Origin of the sequence: Curtobacterium uvaldense, assembly GCF_028307415.1 — a bacterium.
GTDB lineage: Bacteria > Actinomycetota > Actinomycetes > Actinomycetales > Microbacteriaceae > Curtobacterium.
On the sequence record NZ_JAQMHU010000032.1, the window covers coordinates 1 to 14753 of the forward strand.

General features: G+C 71.0%; 11 protein-coding genes. 6 read left to right on the forward strand and 5 right to left on the reverse strand.

Annotated elements, in window-relative coordinates:
• Positions 1–102: 102 nt before the first annotated feature.
• Positions 103–1041, reverse strand: coding sequence for an ankyrin repeat domain-containing protein (locus PIJ49_RS14570; RefSeq protein ID WP_251160507.1), 939 nt, complete (start codon positions 1039–1041; stop codon positions 103–105).
• Positions 1042–1122: 81 nt separating this feature from the next.
• Between PIJ49_RS14570 and PIJ49_RS14575 the strand changes: the two genes are divergently transcribed.
• Together PIJ49_RS14575 and galE are read left to right on the forward strand one after the other, a co-directional pair.
• Positions 1123–2565 (forward strand): tyrosine-protein kinase domain-containing protein, encoded by a 1443-nt coding sequence (locus PIJ49_RS14575; protein ID WP_271826921.1) that lies wholly within the window; start codon positions 1123–1125, stop codon positions 2563–2565.
• Positions 2562–3512, forward strand: coding sequence for a UDP-glucose 4-epimerase GalE (gene galE / locus PIJ49_RS14580; RefSeq protein WP_271826922.1), 951 nt, complete (start codon positions 2562–2564; stop codon positions 3510–3512). The genes PIJ49_RS14575 and galE overlap by 4 nt, the downstream gene beginning before the upstream one ends.
• A gap of 107 nt (positions 3513–3619) precedes the next feature.
• Here galE and PIJ49_RS14585 read toward each other — a convergent pair whose 3' ends face one another.
• Positions 3620–4855: a hypothetical protein gene (locus PIJ49_RS14585; protein WP_144411211.1), complete on the reverse strand. Its 1236-nt coding sequence runs from the start codon at positions 4853–4855 to the stop codon at positions 3620–3622.
• Positions 4856–4882: 27 nt separating this feature from the next.
• Between PIJ49_RS14585 and PIJ49_RS14590 the strand changes: the two genes are divergently transcribed.
• Genes PIJ49_RS14590 through PIJ49_RS14600 form a run of 3 tightly spaced genes read left to right on the forward strand, consistent with a single transcriptional unit; the run spans position 4883 to position 7904 of the window.
• Entirely contained in the window at positions 4883–5665 is a 783-nt protein-coding gene (locus tag PIJ49_RS14590; protein ID WP_081984578.1) for a WecB/TagA/CpsF family glycosyltransferase, read from the forward strand.
• The gene (locus PIJ49_RS14595) at positions 5662–6804 is read left to right on the forward strand and encodes a glycosyltransferase family 4 protein (RefSeq protein ID WP_066651935.1); all 1143 of its coding nucleotides are present in this window, start codon (positions 5662–5664) and stop codon (positions 6802–6804) included. The genes PIJ49_RS14590 and PIJ49_RS14595 overlap by 4 nt, the downstream gene beginning before the upstream one ends.
• Positions 6801–7904, forward strand: coding sequence for an NAD-dependent epimerase/dehydratase family protein (locus PIJ49_RS14600; protein ID WP_271826923.1), 1104 nt, complete (start codon positions 6801–6803; stop codon positions 7902–7904). The genes PIJ49_RS14595 and PIJ49_RS14600 overlap by 4 nt, the downstream gene beginning before the upstream one ends.
• Before the next feature lie 67 nt (positions 7905–7971).
• On the opposite strand, the gene PIJ49_RS14605 is transcribed toward PIJ49_RS14600, so the two are convergent.
• Complete coding sequence (locus PIJ49_RS14605) at positions 7972–8409, reverse strand: hypothetical protein (protein WP_209684146.1); 438 nt, start codon at positions 8407–8409, stop codon at positions 7972–7974.
• A 2-nt stretch (positions 8410–8411) separates the two neighbouring features.
• Positions 8412–9617: an O-antigen ligase family protein gene (locus PIJ49_RS14610; RefSeq protein ID WP_271826924.1), complete on the reverse strand. Its 1206-nt coding sequence runs from the start codon at positions 9615–9617 to the stop codon at positions 8412–8414.
• 21 nt (positions 9618–9638) lie between these two features.
• Between PIJ49_RS14610 and PIJ49_RS14615 the strand changes: the two genes are divergently transcribed.
• A complete protein-coding gene (locus PIJ49_RS14615; protein ID WP_271826926.1) occupies positions 9639–10472 on the forward strand; it encodes a glycosyltransferase in 834 nt (277 codons plus the stop codon).
• Positions 10473–10523: 51 nt separating this feature from the next.
• Here PIJ49_RS14615 and PIJ49_RS14620 read toward each other — a convergent pair whose 3' ends face one another.
• Positions 10524–13991 (reverse strand): Ig-like domain-containing protein, encoded by a 3468-nt coding sequence (locus PIJ49_RS14620; RefSeq protein WP_271826927.1) that lies wholly within the window; start codon positions 13989–13991, stop codon positions 10524–10526.
• Between the last annotated feature and the right edge of the window lie 762 nt (positions 13992–14753).

Consider the following 14753-nt stretch of genomic DNA (forward strand, 5'->3'; position numbering starts at 1 on the left):
CCCCCCCCCCCCCCCCCCCCCCCCCCCCCCCCCCCCCCCGCCCCCCCCCCCCCCCCCCCCCCCCCCCCCCCCCCCCCTCCAGTCCGTCCATGGGCCCCTCGATCAGCGGGTCGCCTCGTCGCTCGAGGGATCGTCGGCGACGTGGGCCTCGCCGAAGGCGTGCGCGTCGAACCAGGCGAGCAGCACCTCTTCCGCCTTGCGCGACCCGCGCTCGCGGGCGATGTCGAGCGCCGTCCGGTCCTCGGCGTCGAGCACCGTGACGTCCGCGCCCCGTTCGATGAGCGCCTCCGTCGTCCCGCGCCGGTCGAACCAGGCGGCGGCGTGCAGCGGGGCGAAGCCCCAGCGCGGGTCGACCTCGTCGATCCCGGTCGGGTCCGCGCCGAACCCGTCGAGCTCGAGCGAGAGCCCGCCGACGTCCCCGTGACCCGCAGCGCGCACCGCGGGGGCGGCCCACTCGAGCCAGCCGTCCGGCACCGGGCCGTGCCAGCCGTGGGTGGGGCGTGCCTCCAGGTCGGACCACGCCGACTCGGCGACGGGGCGGACCTCGATCACCACGTCGCGGAAGTGCACCGCGAGCTCGCCGGTGGGGGAGAGCAGCAGGCGGAGCTCCCAGACGTCGGCGTCGACGTGGGCGATCTCACCGCGGGAGACCTGCACGTCGCCGGCGAGGACCGCGAGCGGTGCGGTGTCCGCGGGCTCGAGGACGGCGCGGTGGAACTCGAGCGTCACACGGGCGTGGTTCCAGCGGCGCCAGAGGCCGTCCGGGGTGTCGAGGACCTCGTCAGTCCGGACGACCACGACGGCCCGGACCGTGCGGGTCGGCGCCTCGTCGATGCCGGCGGTGTCCGGGGTGCCGGTCGGCGTCGTCGTCTCGGTCTCGTGCCACTCGGCGACGCGGGCCTCGTTCCACGTCACGGACGCGAGGGCCGCGACGGACGGGGGTGCGTCGGTGACCAGGCGGGCGAGGTGCTCGGCGTAGCCCTCGACGTCCTCGAGGGAGACGTACCCGACCCCGGGCCAGCCCACTCGACTCCATCGCACGGGTCCGAGCCTACCGAGCAACTCTGTCATGCGGGCGTCGTCTGATATACTGGCATGTGAAATCGGAACAGGAAGGCTTCCATGTCGCTCGTCGAGTACCTGCAGCTGCTTCGTCGTTCGTGGATGGTGATCACCTGCACCGCGCTGCTCGGCATCGCGGCGGCGAGCTCGTTCCTGCTGGTGGTCACACCGCAGTACACGACGTCGACGCGGCTCTACATCTCGGCGTCGGCGGGTGACGGGGCGGTGGCCAGCGAGCTCACGCAGAGCAACTCGTTCGCGGTGCAGGCAGCCGTGACGTACGCCGGCGTCGCCGCCAGTCCGCTCGTGCTGCAGCGCGCGATCGAGGAGCTGCACCTCGACGAGTCCGCCCGGAACCTCGCGACGCGCGTGACGGCCACGGCGAAGGACGGGACGGCGCTGCTCGACATCGCGGTGACCGATTCCGACCCGTCACGGGCGGCGGAGACGGCGAACGCGATCGCCGACGCCTTCGGTGACGTCCTCACGTCGAAGCTCGAGCCTGCGCGTGACGGCGACCGCCCGCTCGTGTCCAGCACGGTCATCGCTCCCGCCGTGGCCCCGACGGCGCCGACCGCTCCCCGCCCGATCCCGGTCATCGTCGCCGGGTTCGTGCTCGGCACGGCCGTGGGCGTCGGCTCCGCCGTCCTGCGCAAGGTGCTCGACACCCGGCTGCGCAGCGTCGCCGCGATCGAGGACGCGACCGAGGTGCCCTACCTCGGCAGCATCCTGCACGACCCCGAAGCCCCCGTCCGTCCCCTGCTCCTGCAGCACGACCCGCGCAGTGCGGCGGCAGAGGCAGTCCGTCGGGTGCGCGCGGCGCTCGAGTTCGTCCGGTTCCCCGAAGGGCGGGCGACCTTCGTCATCACCAGTGCCGGTGCGTCGGAGGGGAAGAGCTACAGCGCGGCGAACCTCGCGCTCGCCCTGGCCGAGACCGGGTCGCGTGTCGCCCTCGTGGACAGCGACCTCCGTCGCCCGCAGGTCGCGGAGCGGTTCGGGCTCGAGGGGGCGGCCGGCCTCAGCGACCTGTTGATCGGACGACTCGAGCTGTCGGACGTCCTGCAGCCGTGGGGGCGCCAGGGCCTCGTCGTCCTGCCGTCGGGTCCCGTGCCACCGAACCCGTCCGAACTCCTCGGATCGCCGGCGATGGGTGCGCTCGTCGACGAGCTGCAGCAGCACTTCGACTACGTCGTCATCGATGCCCCACCGGTGCTGCTCGTCGCCGACGCCGCCGTCCTCAGCCGCTTCGCCTCAGTGCTGCTCGCGGTTCCGCACGGCAGGGTCAGTCGCACGACGGTCGCGGCGGCGATGCGGACACTCCGAGGGGTGGGTGCGAACGTGATCGGATCGATCGGCACCCTCGTGCGGCCGACGGAGGGTGACCAGCCCTACCGCTACGGCGCGTACGGAGCCGCTTACGGAGCTGAGGAGACGGAGCCGGCAGCAGAGACGCAGCCGGCACCGGTCCTCGATCGTCATGCGCGACAGGAGCTGCGAGCATGAGTGTCACCCTCGTCACCGGTGGCGCCGGGTACATCGGCGCGCACGTCGTGCGGGCCCTGCTCGCGAACGGCGATCGTGTGGTCGTGGTCGACGACCTGTCGACGGGGTTCGCCGACCGCGTCGACGTCCCGCTCGTGCCACTCGACCTCGCCGGCGCCGGTGCCTCCGAGGCGCTGGCCTCGGTGCTCGAGGAGGAGCGGGTCGACAGCGTGGTGCACCTGGCCGCGCTGAAGGACGTCGGTGAGTCCGTCGCCGACCCGGAGCGGTACTACCGGGTCAACGTCCTCGGGGTCGTGCACGTGCTCGAGGCCATGCGGCGAGCGGGGGTGCGCGAGCTGGTGTTCTCGTCCTCGGCCGCTGTCTACGGCAACGTCGACAGCGAGAGCGTCGACGAGGACGCACCATGTCGCCCCATCAACCCCTACGGCCGCTCGAAGCTCGTCGGTGAGTGGGCGATCGAGGATGCCACCCGCGCCTGGGGGCTGCGCGCCCTCCGGTTGCGCTACTTCAACGTCGCCGGCGCGGGCGGCCGGCACCTGCAGGACCGCGTCGCGGCCAACCTCATCCCGATCGTGCTCGACCGGGTCCGACGGGGCGAGCCCGCTCAGGTCTTCGGCGCCGATCACCCCACTGCCGACGGCACCTGCGTGCGTGACTACGTGCACGTCGAGGACCTCGCGGATGCCCACGTCGCAGCGGTGCAGGCGCTCCGATCGGACAGTACGGGCGACGACGCCCTGAACATCGGTACCGGCAGGGGGGCCTCCGTCCGCGAGGTCATCGACGTCGTCGGGGCGGTGACCGGCACCACGGCGGAGGCGCGGGTGGTCGACCGGCGGGTGGGTGATCCGGCTGCCATGGTCGCGAACCCTGGACGGGCGCATCGGCTCATCGGCTGGCGGGCGCGGCGGGATCTCCGGGAGATCGTGCGGTCCGCCGGCGAGTGACGATGACGATGGAGGGCGGTACCGGTCGGTGCCGCCCTCCATCGTCGTGACCTCCCCTGCGTGATCGTCTTCGTCTCCGGTGCGTCACCGGGGCGAGCGCGAACGTGTCACGCGGTCGGGGCGACGGGACGCCACCGCAGGACGGCGTGGAGCCACGGGAGGACCAGCCAGGGCACGGCCGTCGAGGCGATCGCGGCCGGGACCGGGGTGCCGAGGACGGTGAGGGTGAGCACGAGCACGCCGAGCGAGGCTCCGAGCGTGACCAGCCGCAGGGCCATGAGCTCGCGCCACGACCGGCGGTAGCGCATGAACGCAGTCGTCGTCGACGCCAGCCAGAGCGCCACCGCGAGGAGCAGCACGGCCGGAGCCGGCGCCAAGCGGAGGTCGGCGAGCAACGCACCCGGGGTCGTCAGGAGGGGGAGTGCCACCGCTGCGGCCGTCCCGGCGACCACGGCGATCGCAGCCGCAGCCGCAGTGACCGAACCGAGCGAACGGAGTGCGTCGATCCTCCTGTCCGAACGGTTCCCGGCCCGCGCCTGGTCCGCCTCGCGTCGGAAACGGGCCACGAGCAGCGGCGACACGGCGACCAGGGCCATCTGCAGCGGGCCGGCGACGAGGGTCGTGCTGGTCCGCACCGCACCGGCTTCGACGAGCCCGCTCGTCCACCCGACCATCGTGACCACGGCTGCGGTGACGCAGCCGACCAGGAACCCGTCGAGCATCATCCACGGGATGTCCCGGCCGGCGGTCCGGAGGTACGTACGTACCGCGACGTGCGTCCCGGGTGCGTGACGGAGCAGGAGGGTCGCGGCCGCAGACCACGTCGCGACCGCGAGGGAGCCCGTCACGACGACGATCCTCGTGCGCTCGCCGATCGAGGGGCCGAACGCGAGGGCAGTGGCACCGAGCGCGAGGACGGCGAGGTGGGCGGCGTCCCCGGCGGCGGCGCGGCGGAACCGCCCGCTGGCGAGCTCGGTGGTCCTGGCGGCGTTCCATGCTGCGGCACCGAGCAGTGCCACCGCGAGCGCCGCGGCACTCCACCCCAGCGCGAGCCGCTGTGCGACGGCGCTGACGGTGAGCGCCGCCGGCAGCGCTGCGGCGAGCTGGAGGCGGAGGCCGGCGGCGCGGTGTGCGTCGGCGGCGGCAGGGTCTCCTGCGCACCACGTCAGCACCGGCTGCGAGACCCCGGCGAGGGTGGCGAGCGCGACGTAGTGCACCGAGAGGACCAGGGCGAGTGCGCCCCATCGCTCCGGCGCCAGGGCCGTCGTGCCGATCAGCGTCAGGGTCACCTGACCCATGCTCAGGAGCACCTGCGCGAGGAGAGGCCATCGGAACTGTCGCACCACGTGAGTATATCGTATGATATTGATATGACAGTAGACGCCCCTCTTGAATTCGACGCGCTCCCCAGGCGTGCACTGACCGGGATCCCTGTGGTCGTGGCCGACCGCGGTCAGGCCGTCGGCCACCTCATCGAGCTGGCGCGTGCCGGCCGCCCCGGTGACGTGCACCTGGCGAACTCCTACGTGATGTCGCTCGCCGCACGCGACCCTGAGTACCGCCGGATCCTGATCGAGTCGGCCGCCGTCTACCCCGACGGCAAGCCGCTCTCGTGGGCATCCCGACTGCTACCGGGTCCGCGGTTGTCGCAGGTGCGCGGACCGTCGCTCTTCCCGGACGTGCTTGATCGAGGACGCACTCGCGGTGTCCGGCACTACCTCCTCGGCAACACGGACGAGGTGCTCGAGGCGATGCGCCGCGAACTCGAGCGACGCTTCCCCGGAGTCCTGATCGTCGGGACGCACAAGTCGTACTTCCGACCGATGACCGACGAGGAGCAACGCGCGCAGGACGACGACATCCGCGCCGCGGACCCGGACATCGTGTGGGTCGGACTCGGCACTCCGCTGCAGGACGCCGAGACCCGGCGTCTGGCGCAGGAGGTCGGGGTGCTCGCGATCGGTGTCGGGGTGGTGTTCGACTTCGTCGCGGGTACCAAGCCGGAGGCCCCGGCATGGACGACACGACTCGGTGTCGAGTGGCTGTTCCGCCTCTGCTCCGAACCCCGACGCCTGTGGCGACGGTACCTCGTGGGCAACGCGGTGTTCCTCTGGGCGGTGCTCCGGCAGCTCGCGTCCCGGACCCGCTCGTGACGCCCTCGCGCGGTCTCGCCCCCGATCTCGTCGTCCTCAGCCAGGTGCCGCCGCCCGTGCACGGCCAGACGCTCATGACGAAGCGGACCCTCGACCTGCTCGCCCGTGACGGCTGGACGCTGCGTCTGGTGGACCGGAGGTTCAGCCGGAGCATCGACGAGGTCGGTACCCCCAGTGTGCGCAAGCTGCTCGCGGCCGTCGGTCTCGCCGCTCGACTCGCGGGACAGGTGATCCGTCGACGCCCCGACGCCGTGCTGCTGTTCGCGACCACCAGGACGGCGTCCTTCTGCGTCGACGTCGTCCTCGTCCGCCTGCTCCGAGCGGTGCGGGTCCCCGTCGTCCTGAGCATCCACTCGGTGGGCTTCCGCAGGATCGCGGCGAGGAGTGCGGTCGGCGCCGCCGCGGTCCGGAGCCTGCTCGGAACAGCCGAGGCAGTGGTCTGCCTCGGGCCGACCCTGACCGCCGACGTCCGACCGTTCGTGCGCGCCGACCGGGTCCGGGTCATCCGGAACACCCCGGCGGAGGTGCCGCCCGTCATCGCGGCGGAGCGGCAGGCCCACGGCCGGCGGACCGTGCTCTGGCTGTCGAACCTGATGCCCGGGAAGGGTGCCGAGACGTTCGCGCACGTCGCCGCCGACCTCGCCGACCACGACGTCGACTTCCGCATGGTCGGACCGGTCGCCGACGACGCCACCGCCGATGCGGTCCGATCGATCGTCGTCGGCTCCGCCGTCCGCTCCCGCCTCCACCTCGACGGGCCGGCGTACGGCGCCGCCAAGTGGGAGGCCGTCCGCGGAGCGACCGTGCTGGCCTTCACCTCCGAGCTCGACGAGGCTCAGCCGCTCACGATCGTCGAGGCCATGGCCTGCGGCACCCCGGTGGTCGCCTTCGACCGCGGCGGCATCGCGGACCTCGTCGAGCACGGCGTGACGGGGTTCCTCGCTGAGCCGGGCGACACTGCGGCGTTCGCTGCACACGTCCGGCAGATCCTCGACGACCCCGGTCTCGCCGCGCGACTGCGGCGGGGCGCGCTCGACGCCTACGCCGCCCGGCACGCTCCGGACACGCACGTCCAGGCATGGCGGGACCTCTTCGACCACCCCCGAACCACTTCCACGACCCCCAGGAGGACCAGATGACCACCCGACCCACCACCACCCGACCCATCGTGCTCGTGACCGGCGGAGCGGGCTTCATCGGCTGTGCGCTGTCCCGCGTGCTCGCCCCGACGTCGGCGCGGTGGATCGCGGTCGACGCCCTGCACCCGCAGGTGCACGCCGAACGCCGACGCCCGGATGCGCTCGACCCGGCTGCCGAGCTCGTCGTCGCGGACGTCACCGATCCCGACGCATGGGACGCGCTGCTCGCGACGGTGCGACCCGACGTCGTGGTCCACCTCGCCGCGGAGACCGGGACGGCCCAGTCCCTCGACGAGGCGACCCGTCACGCCGACGTCAACGTCTGTGGGACGACCGTGATGCTCGACGCCCTCGGTCGTCACGGTGTCCTGCCGTCCCGCATCGTGCTCGCGAGCAGCCGCGCCGTCTACGGCGAGGGCGACTGGCTCGACTCCGAGTCGGGTGCCGTGGTCCGGCCCGGGCAGCGGACCCACGACCAGCTCGAAGCCGGTGCGTGGGACCACCCCGGCGCGACCTCGATGCCCTCGGACGCACGGCGGACCGTCCCAGCCCCGACGAGCGTGTACGGCGCGACGAAGCTCGCTCAGGAGCACGTCCTGGGTGCGTGGTGCGCTGCTCGCGGTGTGGGTCTCGCCGTCCTCCGGCTGCAGAACGTGTACGGGCCGGGGCAGTCGCTGACGAACCCGTACACGGGCATCGTCTCGCTGTTCTCGCAGCTCGCGCGTCGGGGTGAGTCCATCCCGGTCTACGAGGACGGTGCGATCGTCCGCGACTTCGTGCACATCGAGGACGTGGCCGGTGCGCTCGCCGCGGCGGTCACGGGCGGCCCGGAGGTCGAGGGCTGTCCGATCGACATCGGGTCCGGGACTGCCACCATGATCCTCGACCTCGCAAAGCGGATCGCGGCCTTCCATGGCGCTCCGGCCCCGCGCGTCACGGGTGCGTACCGGGACGGCGACGTCCGCGCGGCATCGTGCACCGTCGAGGACGCTGCTGCTCGCCTGGCATGGTCGCCACGGTGGCCCGTCGATGCCGGTGTCGCGGACCTGCAGACGTGGATCGACCGGTGCCTGCGCGAGGACGTACCCGCACTGGTGTGACGTCCTGCGAGACACCAAGCGGGGCTCGGCTGACCAGCCGAGCCCCGCTTCGTGTCTCTTCGAGGGGTCAGTACCCCTCGGGCGCCGGGGCGACGACGTTGGACCGCCCCTGGTCGTCGACCTGGGGCTGCGACGGCGTGACGATGCGGTTGCCCTCGGAGTCCTCGTCGAACGAGACCGCCCCGACCGCCTCGACCCGCACGTAGTTGAGCTTGCCGGACACGGTCATCGTGTCGAGATCGCGCCCCGCGGTGACCTGCGTCTTCGACGCTCGGATCTCGAGCGAGCTGCAGGAGCCGTCGAGTCGGACTACTGCGTCGTCCTCGGTCACCACGGCCTTGCCGTCAGGGCAGGTGACGGCCGCGGCCGTCGTGACCGACGTGGACGGGGATGACGAGGGCGAGGGGTGCGTGTCGCCGTGTGCCGAGCAGCCAGCGAGGCCGGCCACGAGGGCGAGGCCGACGGCGACCGGGGCGGTACGACGGGTGGAGGTGTGGAGCGTCATGGTCAGGGACCTTTCGTGTGGCGGGTGGTCGGAGCCGACAGCGGGATGCTCGTCGGCGGGTCCCGTCGCGCGTCCGACCCGAGGGACAGTCCGATGAGGACCGCCGTCGGACCGATCGCGAACGGGTAGATCAGGGTGTTGTCGGTGGCCGCCGTGACCAGCAGGGCGAGGAACGCGGCGAGCGCTGCCCAGTGCACGGCGTCGTCGGTGCGCTGCGCAGCGCGGGCGATCCGGACGAGGGTGGTCACGGCAGCGAGGGCGAAGAGGGAGACGCCGATCCAACCGGTGTCGTGCAGGAGCCGGAGCCAGTCGTTGTGCGGCTGCCGGATGCCGACGAACGTCTCGGTGACGAGCCGCGCGGCGCTCCCCGGCCCGTGGCCGACCAGCGGTGCGCTTCTCGCGTGGTCGGCCACGACGTCCCAGAGCTTCGCGCGTCCGGACGTGTTGATGGCGACCCCACCGAGCATCGCGTTGTCCCCCGAGGTGAACCGGCCGCGGTAGGACGGCACCCACGTCCACACGGCAGCGAGTGTCGCGCCGGCACCGACGACGGCGAGGATCGCAAGGCGGATCCTGTGGCCCACCGGTCGGCGGGTCACGAGGACGACGAGGACGAGGAGAGCCACCACCGACGCTGTGCGGGAGAGGCTCGCGACGATGCCGACGACGATGACCGCGGGGGCGATCCGCAGCAGCCACGGTCCGGCGCGGAGTGCGGCTGCAGCGGCGAGCATCGGCAGTGCGGCGAGGGCGTACGAACGGATGCCGTCGGTCAGCAGCCCGAGGGTCTGTTGGACGGCGAACAGCGCGGTGGCGAGCAGGCCAGAGGCGGCGAACCACCGGAGGACACGATCCGCGATGTCGGGGGTCGCCTGGAGGGCGACGAAGGCGGGCAGCAGGAGGAGGATCGTGTAGGCGGCGACGTTCTGCAGACCGTCGACGTCCGGTGCGAAGAGGGCCCGTCCGAACGCGAGCGCGAGGAACAGCAGACCCGGGACGGCGACCGGCGATCGAGACCCGATCAGCATGGGCGCGAGCGCCGTGCATGCGGCTGCGCTGCCCGCGGTGACGATCCCGCTCACCGAGGTCGACCCCACGTGGAGCACCGACGTCACGCCCGCGAGCACGCCCACCAGGGCCGCGAGCGCCGTGATGGCGTGGACGGTCCGGATCCCCTGCCCGGGCTGCACCACCATCACGTCTCGCATAGCAAATGTTAGTATATCAGAGTGAGTTGCCTCCCCATTCCTCCTGATCCGATCCGCCTCTCGATCGTCATCGCTGCGTACAACGCGCAGGCGACCCTGCAGCGGGCCATCGCCAGCTGCTTGACGCAACGTGTCGACGAGCCGTTCGAGGTGCTCGTCGTCGACGACGGGTCGACTGACAGCACCGCGGCCGTCGCGCGGTCGTTCGGTCCCGAGGTCCAGGTGCTGTCGTCGGACGGGAACCGCGGACGCTCCGCTGCACGGAACGCCGCGATCGAGGCGGCCCGCGGCTCCGTCATCGTGCCCCTCGACGCCGACGACCGGATGCTCTCCGGGCGTCTCGCCGCGCACGTCGCCGCCCTCGACGGCAACCCGTCCGCGGTCGCCGTGTTCGGACGTTCGATCGGGGTCCACCCCGGGGGCACGCGCCCGTGGCCGCTGATGCCCGGAACACCGCAGGGTGTCGACGAAGCCTTCGCCCGGGGCCGGATGGCGGTCAACCACCCCGCGTGCGCGTTCCGGCGGTCGTGGTGGGAGGCGCTCGGTGGGTACGACGAGCAGGTCCGGGTGGCGGAGGACTTCGACCTGTTCCTGCGTGGCTGGACGCCCGGCGCGTACCTCCCGCACGACGACGTCGTCCTCGAGTACACGATCGGTGGCAGGTTCCCCTCGTGGCAGTACTGGTGGGCCAACGAGCGGCACCGCCGCGCGATCGTGGCCCGCGCCGGTGTTCCGGAGCAACCGTTCGTCGACCACCTGCACCGCGCCTCCCGTCCGGCGGTGCACGGCCTGGAGGCGCTGCGCTGGTCCGCCTCGTCGGTGCGCGACCGCATGGCTCGCCGCAACGGCCGCTGACACGGGGAAGGCCCCCTCCGCAGTGCGGAGGGGGCCTTCTCGTCGTGACCGTCAGTTCTCGGTGATCGTGATCGTCCGGGTCTGCTGCTCACCGACCGGTCGGTCGTTGAGCAGCTGCGTGAAGGTGATCGTGTGCTCACCGACCGTCAGGTCCTTCGGGCTGATCTCACCGAACCAGCCTTCGCCGTTCGCGGTGACCGTGGTGATCTCGCTGCCGTCGGTGTCCGTGATCCGGACCTGCGCGCCCGGGGTCGCCCAGCCGATGAAGGACGGCTTCGGCCACCAGTTGGTGTAGCCGTCGGTCGGGGCCTCGATGCGCAGCGGGTCAGCCGCGATCGTGTACTGCACAGAGGTCTCCGTCGTGGCGTCGTTGAACGTCTGGCGGAAGTGCAGCGTGTGCGTGTCGTAGGACAGCGCCTTCTCGCTCACGATGCCGAACCAACCGTCGTCGTTCGCCTGGACGTGCGCCAGACGGGTGGTGCCGTCGGTGTCGAACACGTCGACCCAAGCGCCCGGCGTCGCCCAACCGATGTACGACGGGTTCGGCCACCAGCTCGAACCGCCGTCCTGAGGAGAGTCGATCTGGAAGGGCTTGTGCGCGATCGTGATCGAGACCGTCTTGGTGTTCGTCGCGCCGTTCGCGGTCTGGGTGAACGTCAGCGTGTGCTGCCCGTTCGCCAGCGCCTTCGCGCTCGTCACGCCGAACCAGCCCTCGGAGTTGATGTCCTCGCTGCCGAGGACGTTGTCGTTCTCGTCCGTGATCGTCACGTGACCGCCCGGGGTGCCCCAGCCGATGAGGGCCGGGTTCGGGTACCAGGCCGTGCTCCCGTCGACCGGGGAGTCGATCGTCAGGTCGCGGATCGAGTCGATGGTGACGGTCCGCGTGATCGTCTCGGTCTCGCCGCCGGGCTTCGTCTGCGTGATCACGAAGGTGTGCACGCCGTCACGCAGGGTGGCCGTGCTGACCTTGCCCCACCAGCCGTTGTCGTCCACGGTGGTGCTGCCGATCTCCGGCCCGCCGACGCCGTCCTGGATCCGGACGGTCGACTCTGCGGTACCCCAGCCCATGAAGTACGGCGTGCGGTTCGCGGTGGCGCTGTTGTCCTCCGGGCTCTGCACCGAGAAGGGGCGGGACACCCCGGCCGGCTTGGTCACGGTCACCGAGGAGCTCCCGGATGCCGTGAAGGCGCCGTGGTCGCTCGAGCCGGAGACGGTGAAGGTCGCGGCACCGGTACCCGGCGTCACGCCTTCGATCGGCAGGCTCCAGCGGGTCTTCGTACCCTTGGCAAGCGTCCAGCCGGCAGCCGTGCTCACCGTGACGGTGGCCTTCGCACCATCGTCCTTGACCTGCACGGTCGCGGAAGACCGGCTGTCCGTCTGCCAGGTCGAGCCGTCGGCGGAGGTCTGGGCCTTCGCGGTACCCGCGACGAACTTCGTGCCGGCCGGAGCCGTGACCTCGAACGTGGTGCCCGTGAGCGACGTCAGGTCCGCGGTGGCCTCCAGGCCCGCGAACACGTCCTGCTGCTCACCGACCTGCACCTCGGTGTCGAACCCGAGCGCCGTCGATGCGATGCCGCCGTTCTCGATGACCGGTTCGGCGACGGTGGCGGAGATGGTGCCGTGCGCGATGACCTGATCGGTCTTCGCGGGGATGACGTCGACGGTTCCGCCGGTGAGGGTGTCGCCGGCCTTCTGGTCGTCGAGGATCTGGAGCTTGAACTGGATCTTGCGGTAGGTGTTCGACCAGGTGTTGTCGCCGCTGATGGTCGCGGTCGTGCCGTCTGCCGACACGGTGCCGCCGACGGTGCTGCCGTTGCCGTCGCCGCCGCGGACGGCGGCGAACTTGGTCCCGGCGGGGGCGTGGAGCGTGACCTCACCCTGACGCGAGGCCGAGGACGACATCGTGCCGGAGACCCAGTCGGTGGTCTGCCCGGCGGGCGTCGCGGGGACGTCGAAGGCGACCTTCGAGCCGGTCTTGGCCGAGAACGAGCCCTCGCCGACGACCGTGTCCGTCCCCGCCGTCTTGATGGTGGCGGTGCCGCCGTTCAGGGTCGTGTCGGCTGCTGCGTCGTCGTTCACGCGCAGCTTGAGCTGGATCTTGCGGTAGTCGTCGGCCCAGGTGTTGTCGCCCTTGAAGAGCGCACTCTGGCCGTCGCTGCTGACCTGCCCCGTGATGGTCGAGCCGTTGCCGACACCCTCGCCGCGTGCTTCGACGATCTTCGTGCCCGCGGGAGCCTTCAGCTCGAGCTCACCCTTGGTGTTCTTCGAGATCGATCCGTCGATCCAGCCCGTCGTCGTCCCCGGCGCCGCGACCGGCACGTCCGCGAAGGTGATCGTGGAGCGGCTGACCGGCGTGCTCACCGGCGAGGTCGCGTCGATCGCGACCGCGCCGTGGTTGGTCGAGCCGGTGATCTTGTAGCCGAGGGCCCCGGCCCCGTCCGGCGTCTTGTCGTCAGCCTTCACCGGAGCCAGCCAGCGGAGCTGGTAGCCCTGCTCCTGCACGAAGTAGGACGACGAGCTGTCGAAGGTGCCGGTGAGCTTGTCGCCGTCGACCTTGGTGACGCTGAGGGCGAGCGAGTCGCTGTCGCGCCAGGCCTCGCTGTTGTTCTTGCGCCACTGCCCCTTGAGCGTGGAGCCCGCCGCGAACGTCGTGCCGGACGGCGCGGTCAGCTCGACCGAGGCCTTCAGCTCGGTGTACTTGGTCGTCGCCTCCGTGCTGAACGGCACGTCGACCGTCCCACCACGAACCAGCGCCGTGCTGTCCGAGGCAGCCGCGGTGACGCCGCCGTTCTGGACGGCGACGATGGCGGAGAAGGTGCCGTGGGCGACGATCTGCTTGGTGTCGCTCGTGATGATGTCGGCGGTTCCGCCGGTGAGGGTGTCGCCGGCCTTCTGGTCGTCGAGGATCTGGAGCTTGAACTGGATCTTGCGGAAGCTGTTCGAGAAGGTGTTGTCCTTCTCGATGGTCGCGGTCGTGCCGTCCGCCGAGACGGTGCCGTTGACGAAGCTGCCCTTGCCGCCGCCGCCGCGGACGGCGGCGAACTTGGTGCCGGCGGGGGCGTGGAGCGTGACGTCGCCCTGTCGCGAGGCCGAGGACGACATCGTGCCGGAGATCCAGTCGGTGGTCTGCCCGGCGGGCGTCGCGGGGACGTCGAAGGCGACCTTCGAGCCGGTCTTGGCCGCGAACGAGCCCTCGCCGACGACCGTGTCCGTCCCCGCCGTCTTGATGGTGGCGGTGCCGCCGTTCAGGGTCGTGTCGGCTGCTGCGTCGTCGTTCACGCGCAGCTTGAGCTGGATCTTGCGGTAGTCGTCGGCCCAGGTGTTGTCGCCCTTGAAGAGCGCACTCTGGCCGTCGCTGCTGACCTGCCCCGTGATGGTCGAGCCGTTGCCGACACCCTCGCCGCGTGCTTCGACGATCGTGGTACCCGCGGGCGCCTTCAGCTCGAGCTCACCCTTGGTGTTCTTCGAGATCGATCCGTTGATCCAGCCCGTCGTCGTCCCCGGCGCCGCGACCGGCACATCCGGGAACGAGATCGTGGAAGACAGCGAGATCAGCGTCGGGTCGCCAACAAAGTCAAGTCCTGTGCCAGAGTAGCTCAGCCATCGATTCGTCCAGCTTGTGTAACCGGGAACTGGCGGCGCATAACTGCTGGTGGGCGAACCGATGACCAAACCCGAGTCACTCACGAGTTTACCGTCCTCGAGATGCCAACTGGGTGCGCTCGCGCAGTTTACATGTGGGCCAAGTACCGTTTGCGTCCGACCGGATGCCGAGGTATTCGTGAACCTGCCAAGGCAATACCCGCCGTCCGCTCTCAGCCGATAACCGTTCGCCGTGAGCAGGGCGTCGAAAGCCGGCGCCTGTTCAAGAGCTTGCTGCAGGCTTGCGTAGCTCTTGTAGAACGTTTCCGTTGCGTTACCTGCCGCTCGCTGGCTGGGCGTGACGATGCTCGAACCGCTTTGGAAGAGGAGCTTGACACGAGGCGCGCTCTCTGCGCGCGTCGCAGCATGTGCAGGCGCGACGACGGTGACGCCGACGGCGAGGGACGAGAGGGCGACGCCGGTCGCGACGGCCCTCCGGAGGAATGACTTCATGTGAAGAGATGTCTTTCGGATCGAGGCCACGCGCGCAGGACAGCGCCGGGCACTGGTCATAGGACATAAGAAATATCAGCCATGTTCCTGAGGTTCTGCCGAGTGCGATGACTACGGCGAACTTGCCCCCGCTCGACTCAACTTCCGCTTCGGGGACTTGACGCGCGGCCGGCTCTGAGTAAACTT